This is a genomic window from Bacteroides luti, from assembly GCF_900128905.1.
GTDB lineage: Bacteria > Bacteroidota > Bacteroidia > Bacteroidales > Bacteroidaceae > Bacteroides > Bacteroides luti.
On the sequence record NZ_FQTV01000021.1, the window covers coordinates 16,895 to 37,012 of the forward strand.

The following is a 20,118-nucleotide window of genomic DNA, read 5'->3' on the forward strand; positions in this document are numbered from 1 at the left end:
AATATGAATCAGATAGTGCATGCTATCTGCTTCATATTGCATAAATTATATTCATAATTCGAACAAGATGTCTAACTAAAATTAAATTCTTTGGACCCGGATACGTTTTTATGCCAATTGGCAACTGTTTTTAGCGGTGTAACCGTAAACTCTTCCTCTTTTTTTGCAGAAATAGCATTACTTTCAGCTATTCTGCTATTGTTTGTTTCGGGCTTTACTTCTGCTTCAGAGAAAGCCTTTTTTTCTCTATCAACCTCCGACTTGAATAGCATCGGATTGGGTAATAACCTTTCAGATAGGACTCTCAGTTCTCTTCTTGCGAAATCCAATCGTTTATTGGCTACTATTCATGTAGCTAAGATGTTTGTCAACGTAGCAATAATAATGCTATGTAATGCATTCTTTTTGGAAGTTTTTAGTAATGAAAGTGCAACCTTGATGGGAGTTTTAATCTTTACTTTTGCATTAACTATAGTCTTGTTGCTTTTTGGTGAGATTATATCTAAAATTTATTCAGCGCAACATACGCTTTCCTTTTGTAGGTTTGCGGCTCCAATTATAACAGTTCTTGAATATCTGTTCTTGCCAATTGTATTGATTTTGATTCGCTCTAATACTTATACTAATAAATATCAGGCAAGAAAAAGCTATGGTTTGTCGGTTGATGAATTATCTCATGCGCTTGAACTGACTGACAAGGAAGATTTGTCTGACGAAAAGCAGATATTGGAAGGGATTATTCGTTTTGGTGGTGAAACGGCAAAAGAGATTATGACTTCACGTTTAGATGTAGTTGATTTGAGTATTAAGGCGTCTTATAAAGAGGTACTGCAGTGCATTATTGAAAACGTTTATTCACGTATTCCTGTATATTCAGGATCGAGAGATAACATTAAAGGGATTCTTTATATAAAAGACTTACTTCCTCATTTGAATAAAGCTGATAATTTTCGTTGGCAGTCGCTTATCCGTCCGGCTTATTTTGTGCCGGAAACAAAAATGATTGATGATTTGCTGAGAGACTTTCAGGCAAATAAAATTCACATTGCTATTGTTGTGGATGAGTTTGGCGGAACTTCCGGAATTGTCACCATGGAAGATATTATAGAAGAAATAGTTGGAGAGATACGCGATGAATATGACGAAGAAGAAAATACATTCGTTAAGTTGAATGATAATAATTATATTTTTGAAGCGAAAACCTTGCTCACTGATTTCTACAAGATAGCCAATATAAATAATGCTACATTTGAACAAATAGCTGGAGATGCTGATACTCTTGCTGGTTTACTGTTGGAAATAAAAGGTGAATTTCCGGCTTTGCATGAAGTTCTAAGTTATAAAGGTTATGACTTTGAAGTGTTGAAGATGGATGAACGTCGTATTTTAAAGGTTAAATTAACTATCCATGAAGAGACAGCGGACATATAAAGTTTTTATGGGTATCTATCTCATGCTATTATTGCTTTTGGTAATGGTGGCTTGTTCGTTTCCTGTATCCGGAAAGAAGGAGAAGGCGAATTCTAAATTGAATTTTCCAAAAGCTGTTTATGCTTCCACTACGGATTCTTTGCCATTTACTTTCGATTTGTCTAATCAGGCAAAGTTTACCTGGCAGAAGAATAAGCCGGGAGAGTACTTCTGTAATGTGATTTATCCTACTCTGAATGCGCAGCTATACTGTACTTATCATGCCATAACCTCTGATAAATTCCGGGATTTTGCAGAAGAAAGCCGGAAAATGGCTTATCAGCATTCAACTGTGGCTACGGGAATAAATGAAAAGAGATATGATAACGACTTGTCTCATGTACATGGAATATTATATGATATTCAAGGTAATGTTGCAACTCCTGTTCAGATAGCTTTAACGGATAGCAATCACTATTTTTTCAATGCTTCTCTCTACTTTAATATGACACCGGATGCTGATTCTATTGCACCGGCATTGAACTATATTCGTAAAGACATTATTCGTATTATGGAATCGTTTAAAGTAAAATCTCATTAAGCATGGCAGTTTTTGAAACACATATTGAAGCTGATTGCAGATGGGGTATCTGGAAAATGGAAGAAACGGAAGATGATTTGCTTTCGCTTTTTTCCGATCCATCTCAGATAAAAGAGCAAATGCTGCATCTATCTGCCAAAGGCAGACGATTGGAATGGCTTTCAGTTCGTGCTCTTTTGAAAAGTCTTTGCGGAGAAGAGAAGCAAATTGAATATTATCCTTCAGGTATGCCTTATTTGTCGGATCAATCTTTTTATATCAGTATTTCTCATACTCGTGGATATGTAGCGGTTATCCTGAGTGCTCAAAAGAAAGTTGGAATAGATATTGAGCAATATGGAGAAAGGATTCTTAAACTTGGCGCAAAGTTCCTGAGTGAAGAGGAAATGAAGGCTGTTAATCCTGATAAAGAAGTATATCACTTGCTATTGTACTGGTCGGGTAAAGAAACGGTTTTCAAGGTGCTTGGAGAACAAGTGGCCGACTTTAAAAAGTATTTGCTGATAGAACCGTTTGTTCCGGAAGAGAAAGGTGCGTTTAATGCAAAAGAGTTAAAGACAGATGCTCAACAATGTTTCCTTGTCTATTATCAAACTCATCCTGATTTTGTGATTACCTGGTGCTGATCTTTCTGATCTATCTGTTCTTTCTGCTCTTGCCTAAATTATAAAATGGTGTTTTACTGGAATTCTATAAGTTGTTGGTTATCTAATTAGTTTGATAATGAATTCGGTAAATGGTTAATGCTTTACCGAATTGAATTTTTATTTAATCTGAAAACAGATCTGTTTAACGGCTTTTAGTCAGGATGGAAGATTCACCACTTTGTGTAGGATGAAGATCTTCTACTCCGGAGACTTCTGTCGAGATTTCTCCTACAACCGTGTCTAAGTATTGATTGACCGCACTGTATATTCTTATAAAATCGACTCCTTTTACGGTTACACTATTGCCATTCTTGTCTACAGCCCAATCGAACTTTAGCTTGCAACCATCTGAAGTGTTTGATTGGTTGTCGGCATATCCATAGCTGTAAGATGCCATAATCCATTTCCCTTGTGTGGAACTATATACTCCATTGTCGGGAAGACGGCAACCGTTGAAGGTCATTGTTTCTTCGCTAATCCATTGCGGATAATAAGCTTGTGCGTGATAGGAGTTATGCAAAACATATCCATTCTTATTCTGATTATCTGTCCAGCGTACATTATCTGTTGAGCCGCCAGGCTTATAATAGGTAATTTCGTAATTGTGAATGGTGGATGCATTGCTGTATTCCGAACCTTTCAATTCGTACCATTCATCGTTAGGTAATCCATCCTTGTTGGTGTCGGCAGAAACTAGAACAATACCCGGTTCGGCACTGCCATCGAATGCATTTCCCAGCACTTTAATATCATATTCTCCCGAAACATTGGCAATGGTATGGTCAAAGCCCACGGTTATGTATCCACCAAATGCTCCGAGTGAAACTGCATAATCTTTATTGAAATAGTCCAGACACTTAGCGCACATTGAAGCTGCATTGTCGCCGTTAGTATATTCGGGAAGTACATTCACGAATTGTCCCGGTGCAGGAATGTATTCAAGTACTTTTGTAACGTATGAACTCTTACTGTCATCTGAAGGATCTGATGGCTGACTGGTGCTTTTACTACTTGTAAATACAATAGAGTTAGGGTTAATACCTTTTGCATCAATGGTAAACTTATGCACTCCGTCTTTAGTGAAGCAAACAATACTACCATTGATTACATAGTTCTGAGCATCGCAGATATAAACATCTCCGTTCACAGGATTCACCTCTATGTTATATGTACGGGTTATTTTGGTTCCGTCTTTAATAAAATTATCATCAATAATTTCTCCGGTACGAGTATCCATAACTTTAATGGTTTCTACGTTTGAGTTGTAACTGTACAGATATGCCAGATGTCCGTATATAGTAAAGCTTACGACTGATAAGTCGTAGGTTTTAATCAGCTTGTCTGTTTCGCTGTCAATGCGGTGCAGTTTACAATCATAGTCTCCGATAGTGTAATTGTAAGATTCGCGGGATACCACATAAACATTTCCGGCTTCGTCGGAAAGAATGGTTCCTAAGTTATTGCGGACAGTGATTTTCTTTGTTTCGGTAAAGGTTTTCGTATCAATTACAGATACTGTGTTATCCAGATTCGTTTCATTCAGTCCGCCGGAATTGGCAACATAAAGTTTTCCATTGGCCACACAGATACCATCGGGATTACGTCCCACTTTTACAATTCCGTCAACTTCGAGTGTTGTTGTATCAATACGTGCTACTGTTCCGTCGAAGTTACAGATATATGCTTTGTCTTTATAAAAAGCAAAGTAGCGGGGCTGACGAGACACTCCATTTTCGTTGAATAAAGGAATTTGTTTCTGAGAAACTCCCGTTGATATATTTAATACCTCTATTTGGCTGGAAACATTAACTGCACAGTAAAGTTTGGATCCATAGCGTTGCAAATCATTTGCCGTATCACCAAGCTTTCTGCCATTTGCCATTTTGAAGTAATCATAGCTGGTTTTATCAGTTCCTTTCTTATCCGAATCCTGAAAAGAGAGCATTTCGCTTTTATTGAAATCGTAGTAAGAAAGTGTACTGTTATTCATGTTAAACAGTCCTTCACAAAGAATATACATTCCTGCTGTTTCGGTTTCTGTGGGATGATCTCCGGTGTCTTGCAGCACGATAGTATCGTCGCATGCACTGACCATTAAAGTGAGAACCAGGATAATATATAATATTTTGTTTTTCATATCAATAAATAATTCGAATGCTACCTCTGAACTGTCTGCCGGGCATTGGATAATTTTGTACTATCTCATATTCTTTATCAAAAAGATTAAGGACTTCTGCCTGAGCTGAAATGCTGAATCTTTTAAGTTTAAAAGTTCTCCATACAGATGCACTGTGTTCTGTGTAACCATCTAACCGATATTCCGGTGCGTTATACTGGTTTGAGAAACGTTCTCCCGAGGTCATTACCGTGTATGACAGGTTAATCCACGGAGTTTCAAAGCCAAGTCGGGCAGATCCGGAATGGCGCGGCGTATAAGGAATCTGGTGATTATATGTTACCTTATCGGGCATATTGTACTTATCTGTTTTATCCATTGCCCTTTGGTAGGTATAATTCCCGGTAGCTGTGAGCTTCATTTTGCTGTTAAGGCTGAATGCAGTTTCAAGATTAGCCTCCATTCCTCGAATATCAACCCTTCCAATGTTTTGCATACTCCATACAAAAAGATTCTTGGAAGGCACGGCTACTATCTTGTTACTTACTCTGTTATAGAAACCGTCTACAGATAAAGAGATAAATGGAATTATGTGATTGATGTTCTTTATCCAGTTTACTCCGGCACTGTATTCGCTGGCCTGTTCTGGCTTGAGAGTCCGTGTACCTATTGTTCCGTAATATAAATCATTGAACGTAGGCAGACGGAAAATATCTTTATAGAGTAATCTTAATCGAAGATTCTCTTTTTTTATTGGCTGATAAGAGACGCTGACAGAAGGAGAGAAGCGGTTGCGATTATCGGCAGCTGTTCCTGTTCTAACTGATTCGCGGGTTAAAGTAGATAGAATGTGTGCCGTTGCTGTAAAGCGATTATTTACATACTTGGCGGCAAAAGCATTTAGTAAAGTAAAGCGGGTAGGGTAGGCAAAGTTTGCCATATCTGCCCTCATGGTATTTATGCTACCATCATTTGCCAAAGAAAAAGACAGAAGCGGGCTAGGGCGGTACATAATAGTGCCCGAGAGGTAGTATTCGTTTTGGTAATAGTTGTTTTCTGTTGCGGCGTTGTAAGTTGCATTATCGGGATTGCTGTACTTATTATATCCCCAGTTAAATTTTCCGTTCGTTAAAAGACTCCATCTATCGGAAAACTTATTTTCATAATTTGCCTGAGCAAAGAAGTTATTGTCCTTTAATCGTTCTGTTGCCCGCGAATTATATAGTTTATTAGAAGGAAGTCCTCTGTCTGAGAAATAATAGTAAGCCTTCATACTTGCTTTTTCGTGATTGCTGAAACGTGCAAACAAATTAGCCTCTGTCTTTACAGTTTCTATATCAGAGTTTAAGCGTTTCAGTCTTTCGGTTGCAGTTCCGTTAAGCTGAGTGTAAGGATAGTCTCCATCTGCCCGCATATAGTCTACGTTTACAGAAGAAGAAAATATTTTGTTCCATTGATGGTTCAGATGAAAACCGGGATTAAGCAAGTCAAAGCTTCCCCCTTTAAAAGTAGCACTGGCATTTGTCTTTTTTTTGTTGAATACGGGAGCCGGACTCTTAATATTCAGAACACTTGCTGCTGAGAAAAGTCGTGCCGCCTGAAAGATATTATCATCTTGTCCGCTAAGTAGGCTTATTTCCTCAACATTGTCGAGAGTGAGTTTCCCTAAATCAATCTGACCGGTTTGAGAATCGTTAATCGTAATTCCGTCGTAAACCACTGCTGTGTGGTTTGCTCCCAGGCTACGAACCGAGATAGTTTTTAATCCGCCAATGCCTCCATAATCCTTCACAACTACTCCGCTGAAAAATTTTACGGCATCCGATACTAAAAGTGAACCGGACTGTTTTAATTGGTTGGCATCCAACACCTGAAGAGGAGTCGTAGAACGAAACTCCTTTTCCTTTTTATTCTCTTTTATAACTACTTCGCCCAATTTGTGAACACGAACAGAATCTGCTTTCTGCGCCCTAACAAGCAGACAGGCGCAGAAAGAGATTACTAAAGAGAGAATAATGTTTCGAGTGTTAGACATCTATAAGTAAAGTAATTAAAGTTCGATTGTAAATCCGTCCATACAGAAATATGCTGGAGTATTCATTCCCCAATTTCCATTGTCGGTAGAAGTCATGCTAAATTTAACCTCTGCAGCCTGACCAAGAGCTGAAAGATCAACCCAAGTCCACTGATCTATCAAAATCTTTTTCCCATCGCGATAATCTGCAAGGTAAAAATCTACAGTACCAGTAGTGTTTCCTTGTGCATCCAAGCCTGTAACAGTAAGTTTTAACCAGTCGCCATCAACAAACTTCTTGGCAATATTGTCTCCATTCTTCATAGAAAGGTAAGCATAAGTGCTGTTTGTTACATACATACCTTTTATAGTGTGACTTAAATTGCCTGCAAAATGAAATTTATCTGTTGAGTATGCACTTGGATTCACAGTCATATAAGTTGCACTTAGTTTTCCTGTACCAGTAATTGCACTGTTGTTGGTATATCCTGTAGTTGTTTTATCTGTTTTATTAGTATAAGTAAATCCGCCACCAAAAGATGAATAGCTTGTTACATAACTATCAAAAACAAAATATCCGGTTTGATCTACAAATGTATTCTTGTAGCTGTATGAACCAACAGGTTCGTCCTTAAATACTCCTGTAAATTCAGATTCGGGTGAACTAAGTTTTCCTTGTAGATTTAAGGTAACGGTTGTACTGTCAATAACATTAGAATTGTCGTCGTTATTGTCACAACTGCAAAGTATTACCACAGTAAGCAGTAATAGAGAATAGATCTTTTTCATCTTGTCTATGTCTTTATAAATTAAGTAATAAAAAAATTGAATTTCTTAGTGATAAGCTCGTTCCTCGCAAGCTTTATACTTAAAAATGTCTGGCAGGTCTTCTGACTTTGTTTCCGTTGGTAAGCGCCTTCCCGAACTTCATTGTTCAGTGGTATTGAGTGCTTGCTTACAACGTTTTGTAGAAACTTACAGCAGCGGGACTGTTCAGGATTTTCACCTGATTCCCTTTTAATCACTTCTCCGATAAGGAGATATAGTGAACCAAAGCACCGCAAAGTTAGAAAGAAATTCCATATTCACAATTATTTCTTTCATTTTCCTTTATTTAATCTTTTTTCTCTTATAAAAGTAAAGGCGGGCAATTAGCAGTTTATTCTCAGAGAATTATTATCTTTGTCTATATATATTAATATTAAGGTCAAGACCCTACTTTATTGAGATCGCGACCCTGATTATTTAGCCTCACGACCTTGTTTTGTTAGGGTCGGGACTCTAAAAATAGTTTTTCGGGATTAAATAATTAATATGATAAGAGTAATCACTTAATCTAAAAAGGAAAAAATGGCAATTCGTTACAGTGTTCACACCTATGCTATTAAGAGTAGTAAAACAGGTGAGTTGAAGAAATCTAATTGGGTAAGCGTAAAAAGTAAAAATAACTATCGTACAGAAGATTTGGCCGAAGAGCTCAGTGGAGGTTCGTCGGCAAAGAAAGGAGAACTTTTGAGTGCATTTACACGAATTTTCGCTTGTATTGAGGAAAAGCTGAAAGATGGTCATAGTGTTACTATTGACGGTTACGGAACTTTTCAGCTTACTGCACAAATTAAATCGGGAAAAGAGGAGGATGATTTTCGTGCGGAATCTGTAGAATTGAAGAATGTGGTTTTTAATGCTACCCGTCAGGCAAAAAAGAGAATCAATGCAGCAGGATTTGAACGTTATAACGATAATATCCATCAAAACAGATAGAAAAAAATACGCCCGGGCGAATCACTTCGACCGGGTGTGTTTTCAATAAACTTGGCAGAGTTTAATTGATAATATACTATTGTCATTAAGTTTTCACTCTTTCAAAAGGATATAATAATCCTATTGCTTTTATTGTATTAAGTATAAAAAATGATAGCGAATAACCGGAATATTGCAAAACGGTTATAAGATTCAATGGCTCTGTCCTCGAAAGCTGTTGAAATACAAGCATGGCAGGTCTTCTGACTCGTTTCCGTTATTAAGCTCCTTCCCGAACAACTATAGTTCAGTGGTATTGAGTGTTTGCTTATAACGTTTTATAGAAACTTACAGCAGCGGGACTGTTCAGGATTTTCACCTGATTCCCTTTTAATCTCTGGTTTTAAGTAAAAACAGAGAACCGATGCACCGCAAAGTTAATAATTAATTTAGGAGAACCAATATAGAAGATATCTTTTTTATTTTCAATATTGATTTTAGCTTTTAGCTAGGGTGAATATAAATTCCAGTCCACCGCCCTGATTGTTTTTGGCCGATATATTTCCTCCGTGAATAATTACGGAGTTCTTTACGATAGCCAGTCCCAGACCTGTACCGCCAATTTTTCGTGAGCGACCTTTATCTACCCGATAAAAACGTTCAAACAATCTGTTTAAATGCTCAGGTGCTACACCTACTCCGGTATCAGAGAAACTGAAATAGTAGGATGATTCATCTTCTCTGAAGCATTTTATATTAATGGAAATATCGTTTCCTGCATATGCAATGGCATTATCCATTAAGTTCCGGAATATAGAATATATCAGCGAAGCATTTCCACGTATTGGCAATTCCTTATTCAAAGCATTGTTTACTTTGATATTCTTTTCTTCTAATTCTAAAGCCACATCTTTAATGATACTTTGCACAAGAGAACTGATTTCTACTTTTTCCATATCAATCATGTTGCTCGCTTCGTCCATTCGTGTAAGCACAGATATGTCTCTTAAAAGTCGGGTCAGTCTGTTACTTTGAGCATAGCAACGTTCCAGAAACGTTTTCAGTTTATCTTTTGGAAGAGATTCATTATTAACAATAGTTTCCAGATATCCCTGAATACTGCTTACGGGAGTTTTAAGTTCGTGTGCAATGTTCTGAGTCAATTGCCTTTTCATCCGTACTTGCTCTTCCTCTTGTGTAATGTCATTAATAGAAATCTCGAAGCTCTGATCCTGGAAGATAATACACTCTACAACAAATATTCGTCCGTTTTTATCTAAATTGATAGACATCCGGCGTTCTTCGTTGCCTGCAGGTCTTTTTTGTGCCTTACTTATGTATTCAGTAATTTTTTGAATCTCGGGTAAAGAAAAAACTTCCTCTGCATTCTGAAGATTTACATCCGATATAAGATTACTATATTGGGTGAAAAGGTTATTAACGAGAATCTCTTTCTTGTCAGCAGTAAAAATACCCAGTCCTTCGTGTGAAATCTGTAAGTGGGTAATAAGCTTTTCTCTTTCTATATATAAAGCTTCTTTAGTATCATGCAATCGATTATAAATTTTGATGATATGCTGAGAAATATCACCTAATTCGTTGTTTGGAAAAGCATTTGCCATATCCATATCCAAAGCCTCGTTGCGATCTGCCCGTCTGGTAAATTCTCTTAGCTGAGCAATAGAAGTTCCTATCTTTTTAGTAAATCTGGAGAAAATTATGGTCAGAATTAATGTGACTATTGCCGTAAACCAAACAAACTTGTAGTCGGCTTTTAAACTGGAAACTAAATCCATATTGTAAGGCAGCGCACTACGAACAATGTATTTATCATACAAAGAAGCTGAATAGAAAGATGGATATCCGGTTGTTTCGGATGTTCTTCTCAAATCATATCCATTGCCTTTACTTAAAGCCTGTTTAACTTCTGGTCTGTTTGAATGATTCTCAATCTTATTATAGTCCTTTTTTAAATTATCATAGATAACTTTACCATCAAGAGTTATAATGGTAACACGGAGGCCTTTTATGGTATGCCTTTTTGTGTATTTGTTTAGTGTTTTTTCAATATTTCCCGAGTCACAGATTTCCTCATATAAGCGTGCATTGTAATCTTGTAGTTTAGTATTAAGTAGTTCTACTTTAAACTCTTTTTCTCTGTTATATTGAAAACCAATAAAACATAAGGAAAACGCTGCAAATAAAAGAATGACAGAGAGTAATAATTTCTGGTTTAGGGATAATATTGGTTTTTGGGCAATTGTCATATTGAATAATTATAATAGCTCGTTAACACTCAAAACAGTATCCATAACCAAGTCGGGTAACAACATGTTTCCCGTAGCTACCTATTTTCTTTCGTAAACGAGTGATATTTACGTCAATGGTGCGGTCTAATACACACACTTCATCACTCCATATCTTGGAAAGAATGTCTTCTCTGGAGAAAACTCTTCCTCGGTTTTGCAGTAAAAGGAGTAGTATTTCAAATTCTTTTTTTGTTAGAGATATTTCTTCTCCATCAATGGTGACTTTCTTTTTTGTTATATCAATAACCAGCGTTTCGAAATAAATTTGTTCTGTAGAGCTCTTTTCGGTGTTGTTTGTAGTACGACGAATCACAGCTTTTACTCGTGATATTACTTCACGCAAAGAAAATGGCTTCGAAATATAGTCGTCAGCTCCAAGGTTGAAACCTGTAATGGTATCATTTTCTGTATCTTTTGCTGTTATGAAGATTATAGGAATACTGGCTGTCTTCTTTTCTTTTTTGAGTATGCTGGCCATTCTGAATCCGGAAATTTCTCCCATCATAACGTCCAATAATAATAAGCTATAGTCGCTAATATTTAATTTAAGTGCTTCTTCTGCGGAATTTGCAGTATCTACTTCATAACCTTCATTCTCTAAATTAAATTTTAAAATTTCACAAAGATCTTCTTCGTCGTCAACAACTAAAATTCTATTGGTGTTCATAATTTCTTTTGTTTATGATGTTGTACAAATATATACATTCTTATTAATTAATTGCAAAGATGTAGCTTTTATATTACGTATAAGTGAAATAGATGTTACAAAGTTGTTACGATGCTTTTGTGTACCAAAACTTATAGTTATATTTGTTTCATTATTATGTATATCAGATGAAAAAGATTAATATATGGAAGACTGTTGCAATTGTTTCGTTAGTAATAATTGTGACTATTGGCGGGATCTACCTATACAATGATGGACTTTTTAGACGCGATTATGAACTAAATGATGAACTAGGCGGTAATATATTCCCTTCAGCAATTCTCTCTATTGCAACAACTGATACAGTCGTAATTAAGCCGGCAGGAAATCATTATTTAGGTAATCCAAAATCGGGCTTTATTATTCGCATGAAATCGGGGAGGGCTAATAGCAAAGTTCGAATTACGCTCGGCAAAACACCTTATTTTGAAAAATCTGTTTCTGAATTTGTACTCGAGGAATCGGGTACGGTATATCAGATATTTCCAGATGTAATATGGAATTATAATGCATTGAAAAATAATATTCAGGCTGCCCCCGTTAGTGTTTCCGTTGAAGTGGAGGTTAATGGAACTAGTCTGGGACAGAAGGTTCGCACATTTTCGGTGAGAAGTATTAACGAATGCCTGCTTGCTTATTTGGATAGCAAACAACAGTTTCACGATACCGGGATATTCTTTGCCGCATATGTAAATGAAGAGCATCCAATGATTGATAAACTTCTTCGTGAAGCTTTGAATACACGTATTGTTAATCGTTTCGTTGGTTATCAGTCCGATAAACCTGGCTCGGTAGACAAACAAGTATATGTTTTATGGAACGTATTGCAGAAGCGAAACTTTAAGTATAGCTCTGTATCAACATCAAGCCTTTCATCAAATGTTGCTTTTTCCCAACGTGTCAGAACGTTGGATGATGCATTGGAATCTTCTCAAATTAATTGTGTTGATGGAAGTGTGTTGTTTGCTTCTTTGTTGAGAGCAATTAATCTTGATCCAATATTAGTAAGAATGCCCGGCCACATGTTCGTGGGATATTATTTGGATAAGTATCATAAAAAGAAAGATTTTCTTGAAACGACGATGATTGGTGATGTGAATCTGGATGATTTCTTTCCCGACGAAAAGCTGGATTCTACAATTGTGGGCAAATCTCAAAATGAAATGTCTCGTATAACTTTTGAGAAGTCTAAGCAATATGCAAATAACTTGTTTGAAAAGAATTTGAATGGGATTAGAACTCATCAGCGTTTTTATATGTATCTGGAAATATCGAGAGAGGTAAGACGCTATATTCAGCCTATAGGCAAATAGTAAACAACAATAGATAAAGAATAAGATAAATATATATGATCGAAAAAGGAAAAAAGTTTATTTCTCCCGGAGCTTGGTTCTCCTTAATTTACCCTTCATCCTGGAATGAATTTGAGGATGCAGAAGATAGTTTCCTATTTTACAATCCCAATAAGTGGACTGGTAATTTTAGAATTTCAGCATACCGTGACGATAGAAATAATGGATATGGAAAAGAATCGGTAGATTATGAGCTGAAGCAAAATAAAAATTCTTCGCAGGTTAAACTTGGTGAGCTGGTTTGTGCTTATAGCAAAGAAATGTTTCAGGAAGAAGGATCCTATTATGTAACTCATGTCTGGATAATCGGGATAGGTAATGTGGCATTCGAATGTACATTTACCGTTCCCCGCGGAAATGATATTATCGAAGCTGAAGAAATAATATCTTCCTTGAAAGCTTATCCAAAAGGCAAACAAATAAATGAAATTATACCAATACGAGTATTGGAAATTAATGTTGTAAATGAGGCTTTCGATTGGGCTTCAAGTACAATTAAAAAACAAATTAAGAAGGATTTTACTTCGTCTGAAGAAGATATTGCTAAGATTCAGCAAATGCTTGATAGCAGCAGCTTCAAACCTCAGCAAAGAGAAGTATGGGAATCTTTTGGAATTGCTTTTGGCACAATTATTGAAAACCAGATTGATGGTATGGAATGGGTTACGGTAATTAACGGCAATAAGGAAATTCCAGGATTACGTTTTAATGAAAGCAAACTGATTATATATCCTTCAGAAATAATCTGGAACTTAGTACGTGCTGGTCAACCGTGTGATTTGAATGCCATTTTTCAAGATGTTAAGTTGAAGGTGGAAAATGAATTGAATTAAAATTAGAAGAAAAAGATGGCGAGTTATATGCAGGTTGATGGGTTAACCAAATCGTTTGGTGACCTTGTTCTATTTAATGAGATTTCATTTGGTATTGCAGAAGGACAGAGGATTGGTCTTATTGCTAAAAATGGTAGCGGAAAGACAACCTTATTAAATATTATTGCAGGAAAAGAAGGATATGATGCCGGAAATATTGTCTTCAGACGAGATTTACGCGTGGCTTATCTTGAACAAGATCCTCAATATCCCGAGGATCTGACTGTTCTGGAAGCTTGTTTCCATTCTAATAATGAAACTGTGCAGCTGATTAAAGAGTATGAAGCTTGCATGGAAACAAAAGGTAATCCCGGATTGCAGGAATTATTAATCCGAATGGATCATGAGAAAGCATGGGATTATGAACGAAAAGCAAAACAAATTCTTTCACAATTAAAGATTCGTAACTTCGATCAACTGGTAAAACATCTTTCTGGTGGGCAATTGAAACGAGTGGCACTTGCAAATACATTGATTACCGAACCAGACTTGTTAATTCTCGATGAGCCTACCAACCACTTGGATTTGGATATGACTGAATGGTTGGAAGAATATCTCAGACGTACAAATGTTAGTTTGCTGATGGTAACTCACGACCGATACTTCCTTGATAGAGTTTGCTCAGAGATTATTGAGATTGATAACAAGCAGGTTTATCAATATAAAGGGAATTATAGTTACTATCTGGAAAAAAGACAAGAGCGAATTGATGCAACGAATTCTGAAATAGAACGTGCGAATAATCTTTATCGTACAGAACTTGATTGGATGCGCCGTATGCCGCAAGCACGTGCACATAAAGCAAAATACAGACAGGATGCGTTTTATGAAATAGAGAAAGTTGCAAAGCAGCGTTTTAATAACGACAATGTAAAGCTCGACGTAAAAGCTAGTTATATTGGTTCTAAAATATTTGAGGCCGATCATCTTTATAAAAGTTTTGGAGACCTGAAGATATTGGAGGACTTCTCTTATATTTTTGCCCGATATGAGAAAATGGGTATAGTAGGTAATAACGGAACAGGGAAGTCTACTTTTATCAAAATTCTGATGGGGCAAGCACAACCGGATAAAGGAACTATTGATATTGGAGAGACAGTCCGCTTTGGTTACTATTCGCAGGATGGATTGCAGTTCGACGATCAGATGAAGGTGATTGATGTGGTACAAGAAATTGCCGAAGTCATTGAACTGGGCGATGGCAAAAAGCTTACCGCATCTCAGTTTCTGCAACATTTCCTTTTCACTCCCGAGACACAGCATAGCTATGTTTATAAATTAAGCGGAGGAGAGAGAAGAAGGCTTTATCTTTGTACGGTATTAATGCGAAATCCTAATTTCCTAGTACTCGATGAGCCTACTAATGATCTTGATATTATTACGCTTAATGTCCTTGAAGATTATTTGGTAAACTTTAAAGGATGTGTGATTGTGGTTTCTCACGACCGCTACTTTATGGATAAAGTTGTTGATCACTTGCTTGTATTCAATGGTCAGGGAGATATTCGTGATTTTCCTGGCAATTATTCTGATTATCGTGATTGGAATGAGGCTAAGAAACAAAAAGAAAAAGAAGCAGAGAAACCAAAAGAAGATAAAACTGCAAGAGTTCGTACCAACGATAAACGCAAGATGTCTTACAAAGAAAAGATGGAATATGCTCAGATAGAGAAGGAATTAGAAGATCTGGAACAGGAAAAAGCAGATTTGGAAGCTGATCTTTGCAGTGGTTCTTTATCAGCAGCTTCGTTGACTGAAAAATCGAAAAGAATTGCGGAACTTATCGATCTTATTGATGAAAAAACAATGAGATGGCTTGAACTAAGTGAAATAGAAGAATAAAAATGAATCTGACAAATTATCATAGTCATACATCTTTCTGTGATGGACGTGCTCCTATGAAAGAATTTGTAGTTGAAGCCGTGCGCCAAGGATTTACTTCGTATGGGATTTCATCTCATGCTCCGCTTCCTTTCCCTACCCATTGGACTATGGAAAAGGAAGATGTAGTGCCTTATCTGGATGAGTTTTATGCTTTGAAGAATGAATTCCAGGATAAAATAGAGCTATATATCGGACTGGAAATTGATTATTTAGATGAGAAAAGTAACCCTTCAATAGATTATTTCCGTAACCTTCCTCTGGATTATCGTATTGGCTCGGTACATCTTTTGAAAGACGATCAGGGAGAAGTTGTAGACATTGACTGCAGCAAAGAGAACTTTAAAGAAAAGCTGGAGAAGCATTTTCATAATGATGTAAAGTCTACTTCTCTTGCTTATTTCAGTAGATTGATGTCTATGGTAGAGCTTGGAGGTTTTGATATTGTGGGACATGCTGATAAAATCGCATATAACGTCTCTTATTGTCAGCCAGGTGTTACAGAAGAAGAATGGTATAAGAATGCATTAAAAGATTTGTTTGCGTTTATTTATGAGAAGGGATATATAATGGAGATAAATACTAAGGCCTATCATAAACTTGGAGTCTTTTATCCCGATGAAACAACATTTTCTCTTATCAAAGATATGCGTATTCCTGTAGTGGTAAATTCGGATTCTCATTATCCGGAACTGGTAAATCATGGTAGGATGGAAGCTTTTCAGGCGTTAAAAGTTGCCGGAATAAATTGCGTGATGGAGCTTATTGCTGGCAAATGGCAGGAAAAGCCTATTTCGATTTAAATATTTAATATGTTATATAGAATAGAAACAAGCACTCAACTTGTTTCTATTCTGCTCTTTTACAATTGTTGGAAGCAAAAAACGCATCCAATTTCTTTTCATAATTACCAATAACAACCATATGATGATTTCCTATTGGGTTGCGCAGGAAATAGTCTACCGGACTATCCAGTTTGATTCGGATTTGTGTACGGCAAACATTCAGATAATTAGTATTCTCAATTAAACTGCCCGAAGTAACATAATATTCGTCCAGGCATTCCCCGCCACATTTTACTATTGTAACATCTCCTGTTGGCAGAATTCCCTGAATCGATACTCCTTTGCTACTTTCAAAATGATTTCGGATGATGTATCTTTCCGTAAGTTTTGTGCTAACACTGCAATGTGCCATTACAATCTCGTTGCTTTTAATATCAATCCTGATAGGGTTTGCCATAAATGCAGAGCGGCCAGTTACAGCTTTTATAGCCATAAAAGTAAAAATAGATTGCAAGTCGCCTTCGCATCCGGCAAGTATTCCTTCGTCGTTAAGCAATGACATAGCCAAACAACCAGTAGTTCCTAAAAGTGTTATTATTTTGTAGCAGTTTAATGTAATGGCATTAAGCTTTTCTTTTTCACAAATCTCTTTTATAGCCTTATAAATGCGCATTGCATTTATCATATCTTCAGGGTCGGCTTCTCTGCAGGCTAAAGCTTTTCCAGCAATCTGTGCAGCTTGTTCCCCAACCTCATCTTCACCGATAAGTGCATATCTCTTTGTAACATTCTCAATAGGAATGTTAATATACTCTACTCCCCAGCGTTGTTTGGAAAGCAAATAATCTACTCCGCTTGCAATAAGCCATGAAGAAGGAGTTCCAATAACTCCAATTCTTTTACCTTTAAGAGCTTTTTGAGCTTCGAAATTGTTGTAATGAATATGAATCCTTTCAACTGTATTTCTTATATCTCCATGAAGTATTTCAGATTTTAGTCCTTTACATTGCAGCCAATATGAAATTTCCAATGAGGCAGAAAAGGAATTCTGCACACCATCAGTAAGTAAAATCATAGGCTGAGGCAGGAATTCGAAGCATCGGATAACGAACTTTTCTATCCCTCCTGTAGCAATGAAAACAATTTTGAAATCATTTTCGGTAAGGGTATACAAGTCTTTGTAATCAATAATTTTTATAATGTAAAATTTCTCAAGTTCACTGAGAAGAACTTCGTGCATCTTATAGATGGACATCTGGTTTTGCAGAGCCGAAGCGAATGTTATGAGGTGGACTGTAATCATAGAACATTCAATTTAAAGATTAAACAAATCTACATATTTAATTTGATTTAATACAGTTTTATTGCAAAAACTTGTCTTAAAGAAAACTAAGCCTCATTTTTGTTTACTATTTGTTTGCTTGGTTACTCTCGAAGTCCTATCTTTGCAGCTCAATTGAAAATATATTTTAATACTAGAAAGTATGCCAACTATATCCATTCGTGGAACAGAAATGCCTGCTTCACCAATTAGGAAACTTGCTCCGTTAGCTGAAGCTGCCAAACAAAGAGGAACTCATGTGTATCACCTGAATATTGGTCAGCCCGACCTTCCTACTCCTAAGGCGGCACTTGAAGCCATTCGTAATATTGATCGTAAGATTTTAGAATATAGTCCGAGTGATGGTTACAGAAGTTATCGGGAAAAGCTTACCCATTATTATGCGAAATATAATATTAATCTCACTGCAGATGATATTATCATTACTACCGGTGGATCGGAAGCTGTACTTTTTGCTTTCATGTCATGCTTGAATCCGGGTGATGAAATTATTGTTCCTGAACCGGCTTATGCCAACTATATGGCATTTGCTATTTCGGCCGGAGCTGTGATTCGTACTGTGGCAACTACTATAGAAGAAGGGTTCTCCCTTCCAAAGGTGGAGAAGTTTGAAGAACTGATTAACGAGCGTACAAAAGGTATTTTGATTTGTAATCCTAATAACCCTACCGGCTATTTATATACTCGCAAAGAGATGAATCAAATCAGAGATATGGTTAAGAAGTATGATTTGTTCTTATTCTCTGATGAAGTATATCGTGAATTCATTTATACCGGTTCGCCTTATATATCAGCATGCCACTTGGAAGGTATCGAGAACAATGTTGTTTTGATTGACTCTGTCTCTAAAAGATATTCAGAATGCGGTATCCGTATTGGTGCATTAATTACAAAGAATAAAGAAGTTCGTAACGCAGTTATGAAGTTCTGCCAGGCACGTCTTAGTCCTCCATTGATTGGACAGATTGCAGCTGAGGCTTCTTTAGATGCTCCGGAAGAATATTCAAGAGAAACGTATGACGAATATGTTGAACGCCGTAAGTGCCTGATTGATGGATTGAATAAAATACCGGGAGTTTATTCTCCAATACCAATGGGAGCTTTCTATACAGTGGCAAAGTTGCCGGTTGACGATTCTGATAAATTCTGTGCGTGGTGTCTTTCTGATTTTGAATACGAAGGCGAAACCGTGTTTATGGCTCCGGCTTCAGGTTTCTATACTACTCCCGGTGCCGGATATAATGAAGTTCGTATTGCTTATGTGTTAAAGAAAAAGGATCTGACTAGAGCACTCTTTGTTTTAAGTAAAGCATTAGAAGCCTATCCGGGGAGAGTTGATTAAAGATCTTTATGAAGCAGTATGATTACATAACGCTTTCTAAAGCTATTGGCATAATATTGGTTGTTGTTGGTCATTTTACTTCTACAGTATATATGCCGGCATATTACAGCGAAATAAAAAATCTTATTTTTTCATTTCATATGCCTCTATTTATGATATTGTCTGGCTTTCTGTTCCAAATGTCTATGAACAGAAAACCAGGCGATATTCCATTACTTCCGTTCATTAAGAAGAAGTTTCTACGTCTGATGGTTCCTTATTTCTTTATTTCTGCAGCAATAGCTCTACTGAATTTTGGTTTGGGACTCTTTATGCCGGTAAAACGGACGGTAGACTGGCATTATCTTCTTGAGATTTTTTACACAAATGTTGGTGGATCGGCAGTATTCCTTTGGTTCATGTATACTTTGTTTGTGGTGTTCTTGATTTCGGCTCTCTGCATGAAATTAAAAGGTGGTATAGCAATTTTAGGAATCCTTTCTGTAATTCTCTATTTTACTCCACTTCCACAAATATTCTATTTATCATTTGTCCATTCATTCATTGTCTATTTCTGGGCAGGAATGATTCTATTCCTACTAACTGACAAGCAAAAGCTCCGTCCTTCATTAGCCCACTCAATTTTTGCAATTATAATATTGACTTTGGCTTATGGAAGAAAAGATTTTGTTGAGACTGAGAATCTTAAACAGTTTTTGAATCTTATTTGTGGTCTATCTGGTAGCTATATGGTTATCTGTATTGCTCACGAAATTCAAAAATCAAGTAACAACTGGTTAATGTCCTTAGGTAAATATAGCGCTTATATCTATTTACTTCATATGGCCGGAGTTTATTCAGTAAGAATGGTATATGAAAAAATGGGTTTATTTACCCCCTTTACATATTCTATAGCTTTGGCTCTGGCAGTAATAGCAGGTCTTGTACTTCCTGTGATTCTAACAAAGTATGTAATTAATAAAAATAAGTCATTAACATTTTTAATGGGAGGAAACTAAGAA

The 20,118-nt window shown here is 36.6% G+C and carries 16 protein-coding genes and 2 riboswitches; of the genes, 10 read left to right on the top strand and 6 right to left on the bottom strand.

The genetic code is table 11. The annotated features are described in order from the left end of the window. The first annotated feature begins 90 nt into the window (after window positions 1-90). The 3 genes from gldE to BUC21_RS14880 are packed head-to-tail and all read left to right on the top strand — an operon-like array spanning window position 91 to window position 2,637. Complete coding sequence (gldE, locus tag BUC21_RS14870; protein WP_073403861.1) at window positions 91-1,431, top strand: gliding motility-associated protein GldE; 1,341 nt, start codon at window positions 91-93, stop codon at window positions 1,429-1,431. Then, a complete protein-coding gene (gene gldD, locus BUC21_RS14875) occupies window positions 1,409-2,011 on the top strand; it encodes a gliding motility lipoprotein GldD (RefSeq protein WP_073403863.1) in 603 nt (200 codons plus the stop codon). The genes gldE and gldD overlap by 23 nt, the downstream gene beginning before the upstream one ends. A 2-nt stretch (window positions 2,012-2,013) precedes the next feature. Continuing rightward, complete coding sequence (locus BUC21_RS14880) at window positions 2,014-2,637, top strand: 4'-phosphopantetheinyl transferase family protein (RefSeq protein ID WP_073403865.1); 624 nt, start codon at window positions 2,014-2,016, stop codon at window positions 2,635-2,637. A gap of 163 nt (window positions 2,638-2,800) precedes the next feature. On the opposite strand, the gene BUC21_RS14885 is transcribed toward BUC21_RS14880, so the two are convergent. The 3 genes from BUC21_RS14885 to BUC21_RS14895 are packed head-to-tail and all read right to left on the bottom strand — an operon-like array spanning window position 2,801 to window position 7,577. Then, window positions 2,801-4,795, bottom strand: a complete 1,995-nt coding sequence (locus BUC21_RS14885; protein WP_073403867.1) for a YncE family protein — start codon at window positions 4,793-4,795, stop codon at window positions 2,801-2,803. 1 nt (window position 4,796) lies between these two features. Next, window positions 4,797-6,809: a TonB-dependent receptor plug domain-containing protein gene (locus BUC21_RS14890; protein ID WP_073403869.1), complete on the bottom strand. Its 2,013-nt coding sequence runs from the start codon at window positions 6,807-6,809 to the stop codon at window positions 4,797-4,799. Window positions 6,810-6,824: 15 nt separating this feature from the next. Further along, complete coding sequence (locus BUC21_RS14895) at window positions 6,825-7,577, bottom strand: DUF4465 domain-containing protein (RefSeq protein WP_073403871.1); 753 nt, start codon at window positions 7,575-7,577, stop codon at window positions 6,825-6,827. A gap of 74 nt (window positions 7,578-7,651) precedes the next feature. Continuing rightward, window positions 7,652-7,858, bottom strand: a riboswitch (cobalamin riboswitch). A gap of 280 nt (window positions 7,859-8,138) precedes the next feature. Here BUC21_RS14895 and BUC21_RS14900 point away from each other — a divergent pair. Further along, entirely contained in the window at window positions 8,139-8,549 is a 411-nt protein-coding gene (locus BUC21_RS14900) for an HU family DNA-binding protein (RefSeq protein WP_073403873.1), read from the top strand. A gap of 216 nt (window positions 8,550-8,765) precedes the next feature. Continuing rightward, window positions 8,766-8,970, bottom strand: a riboswitch (cobalamin riboswitch). Window positions 8,971-9,025: 55 nt separating this feature from the next. Here the strand turns inward: BUC21_RS14900 and BUC21_RS14905 are convergent. Then, the gene (locus BUC21_RS14905) at window positions 9,026-10,795 is read right to left on the bottom strand and encodes a sensor histidine kinase (protein ID WP_073403875.1); all 1,770 of its coding nucleotides are present in this window, start codon (window positions 10,793-10,795) and stop codon (window positions 9,026-9,028) included. A 22-nt stretch (window positions 10,796-10,817) separates the two neighbouring features. Then, the gene (locus tag BUC21_RS14910; RefSeq protein ID WP_073403877.1) at window positions 10,818-11,504 is read right to left on the bottom strand and encodes a response regulator transcription factor; all 687 of its coding nucleotides are present in this window, start codon (window positions 11,502-11,504) and stop codon (window positions 10,818-10,820) included. 167 nt (window positions 11,505-11,671) lie between these two features. On the opposite strand from BUC21_RS14910, the gene BUC21_RS14915 reads away from it, so the two are divergent. The 4 genes from BUC21_RS14915 to BUC21_RS14930 are packed head-to-tail and all read left to right on the top strand — an operon-like array spanning window position 11,672 to window position 16,451. Further along, complete coding sequence (locus tag BUC21_RS14915; RefSeq protein WP_073403879.1) at window positions 11,672-12,856, top strand: hypothetical protein; 1,185 nt, start codon at window positions 11,672-11,674, stop codon at window positions 12,854-12,856. A gap of 35 nt (window positions 12,857-12,891) precedes the next feature. Continuing rightward, window positions 12,892-13,728 (top strand): DUF3805 domain-containing protein, encoded by an 837-nt coding sequence (locus tag BUC21_RS14920; RefSeq protein ID WP_073403880.1) that lies wholly within the window; start codon window positions 12,892-12,894, stop codon window positions 13,726-13,728. Between the two features lie 15 nt (window positions 13,729-13,743). Beyond that, window positions 13,744-15,609: an ABC-F family ATP-binding cassette domain-containing protein gene (locus tag BUC21_RS14925; protein WP_073403882.1), complete on the top strand. Its 1,866-nt coding sequence runs from the start codon at window positions 13,744-13,746 to the stop codon at window positions 15,607-15,609. Window positions 15,610-15,611: 2 nt separating this feature from the next. Beyond that, a complete protein-coding gene (locus tag BUC21_RS14930) occupies window positions 15,612-16,451 on the top strand; it encodes a histidinol-phosphatase (RefSeq protein ID WP_073403884.1) in 840 nt (279 codons plus the stop codon). A 46-nt stretch (window positions 16,452-16,497) separates the two neighbouring features. Here BUC21_RS14930 and BUC21_RS14935 read toward each other — a convergent pair whose 3' ends face one another. Beyond that, window positions 16,498-17,733, bottom strand: coding sequence for a fucose isomerase (locus BUC21_RS14935; RefSeq protein ID WP_073403946.1), 1,236 nt, complete (start codon window positions 17,731-17,733; stop codon window positions 16,498-16,500). 184 nt (window positions 17,734-17,917) lie between these two features. Between BUC21_RS14935 and BUC21_RS14940 the strand changes: the two genes are divergently transcribed. Then, window positions 17,918-19,117, top strand: a complete 1,200-nt coding sequence (locus BUC21_RS14940; RefSeq protein ID WP_073403886.1) for a pyridoxal phosphate-dependent aminotransferase — start codon at window positions 17,918-17,920, stop codon at window positions 19,115-19,117. Between the two features lie 8 nt (window positions 19,118-19,125). After that, window positions 19,126-20,115 carry an acyltransferase family protein gene (locus BUC21_RS14945; protein WP_073403888.1) on the top strand — a complete coding sequence of 330 codons (990 nt, stop codon included), beginning with the start codon at window positions 19,126-19,128 and terminating at the stop codon, window positions 20,113-20,115. Window positions 20,116-20,118: the final 3 nt, after the last annotated feature.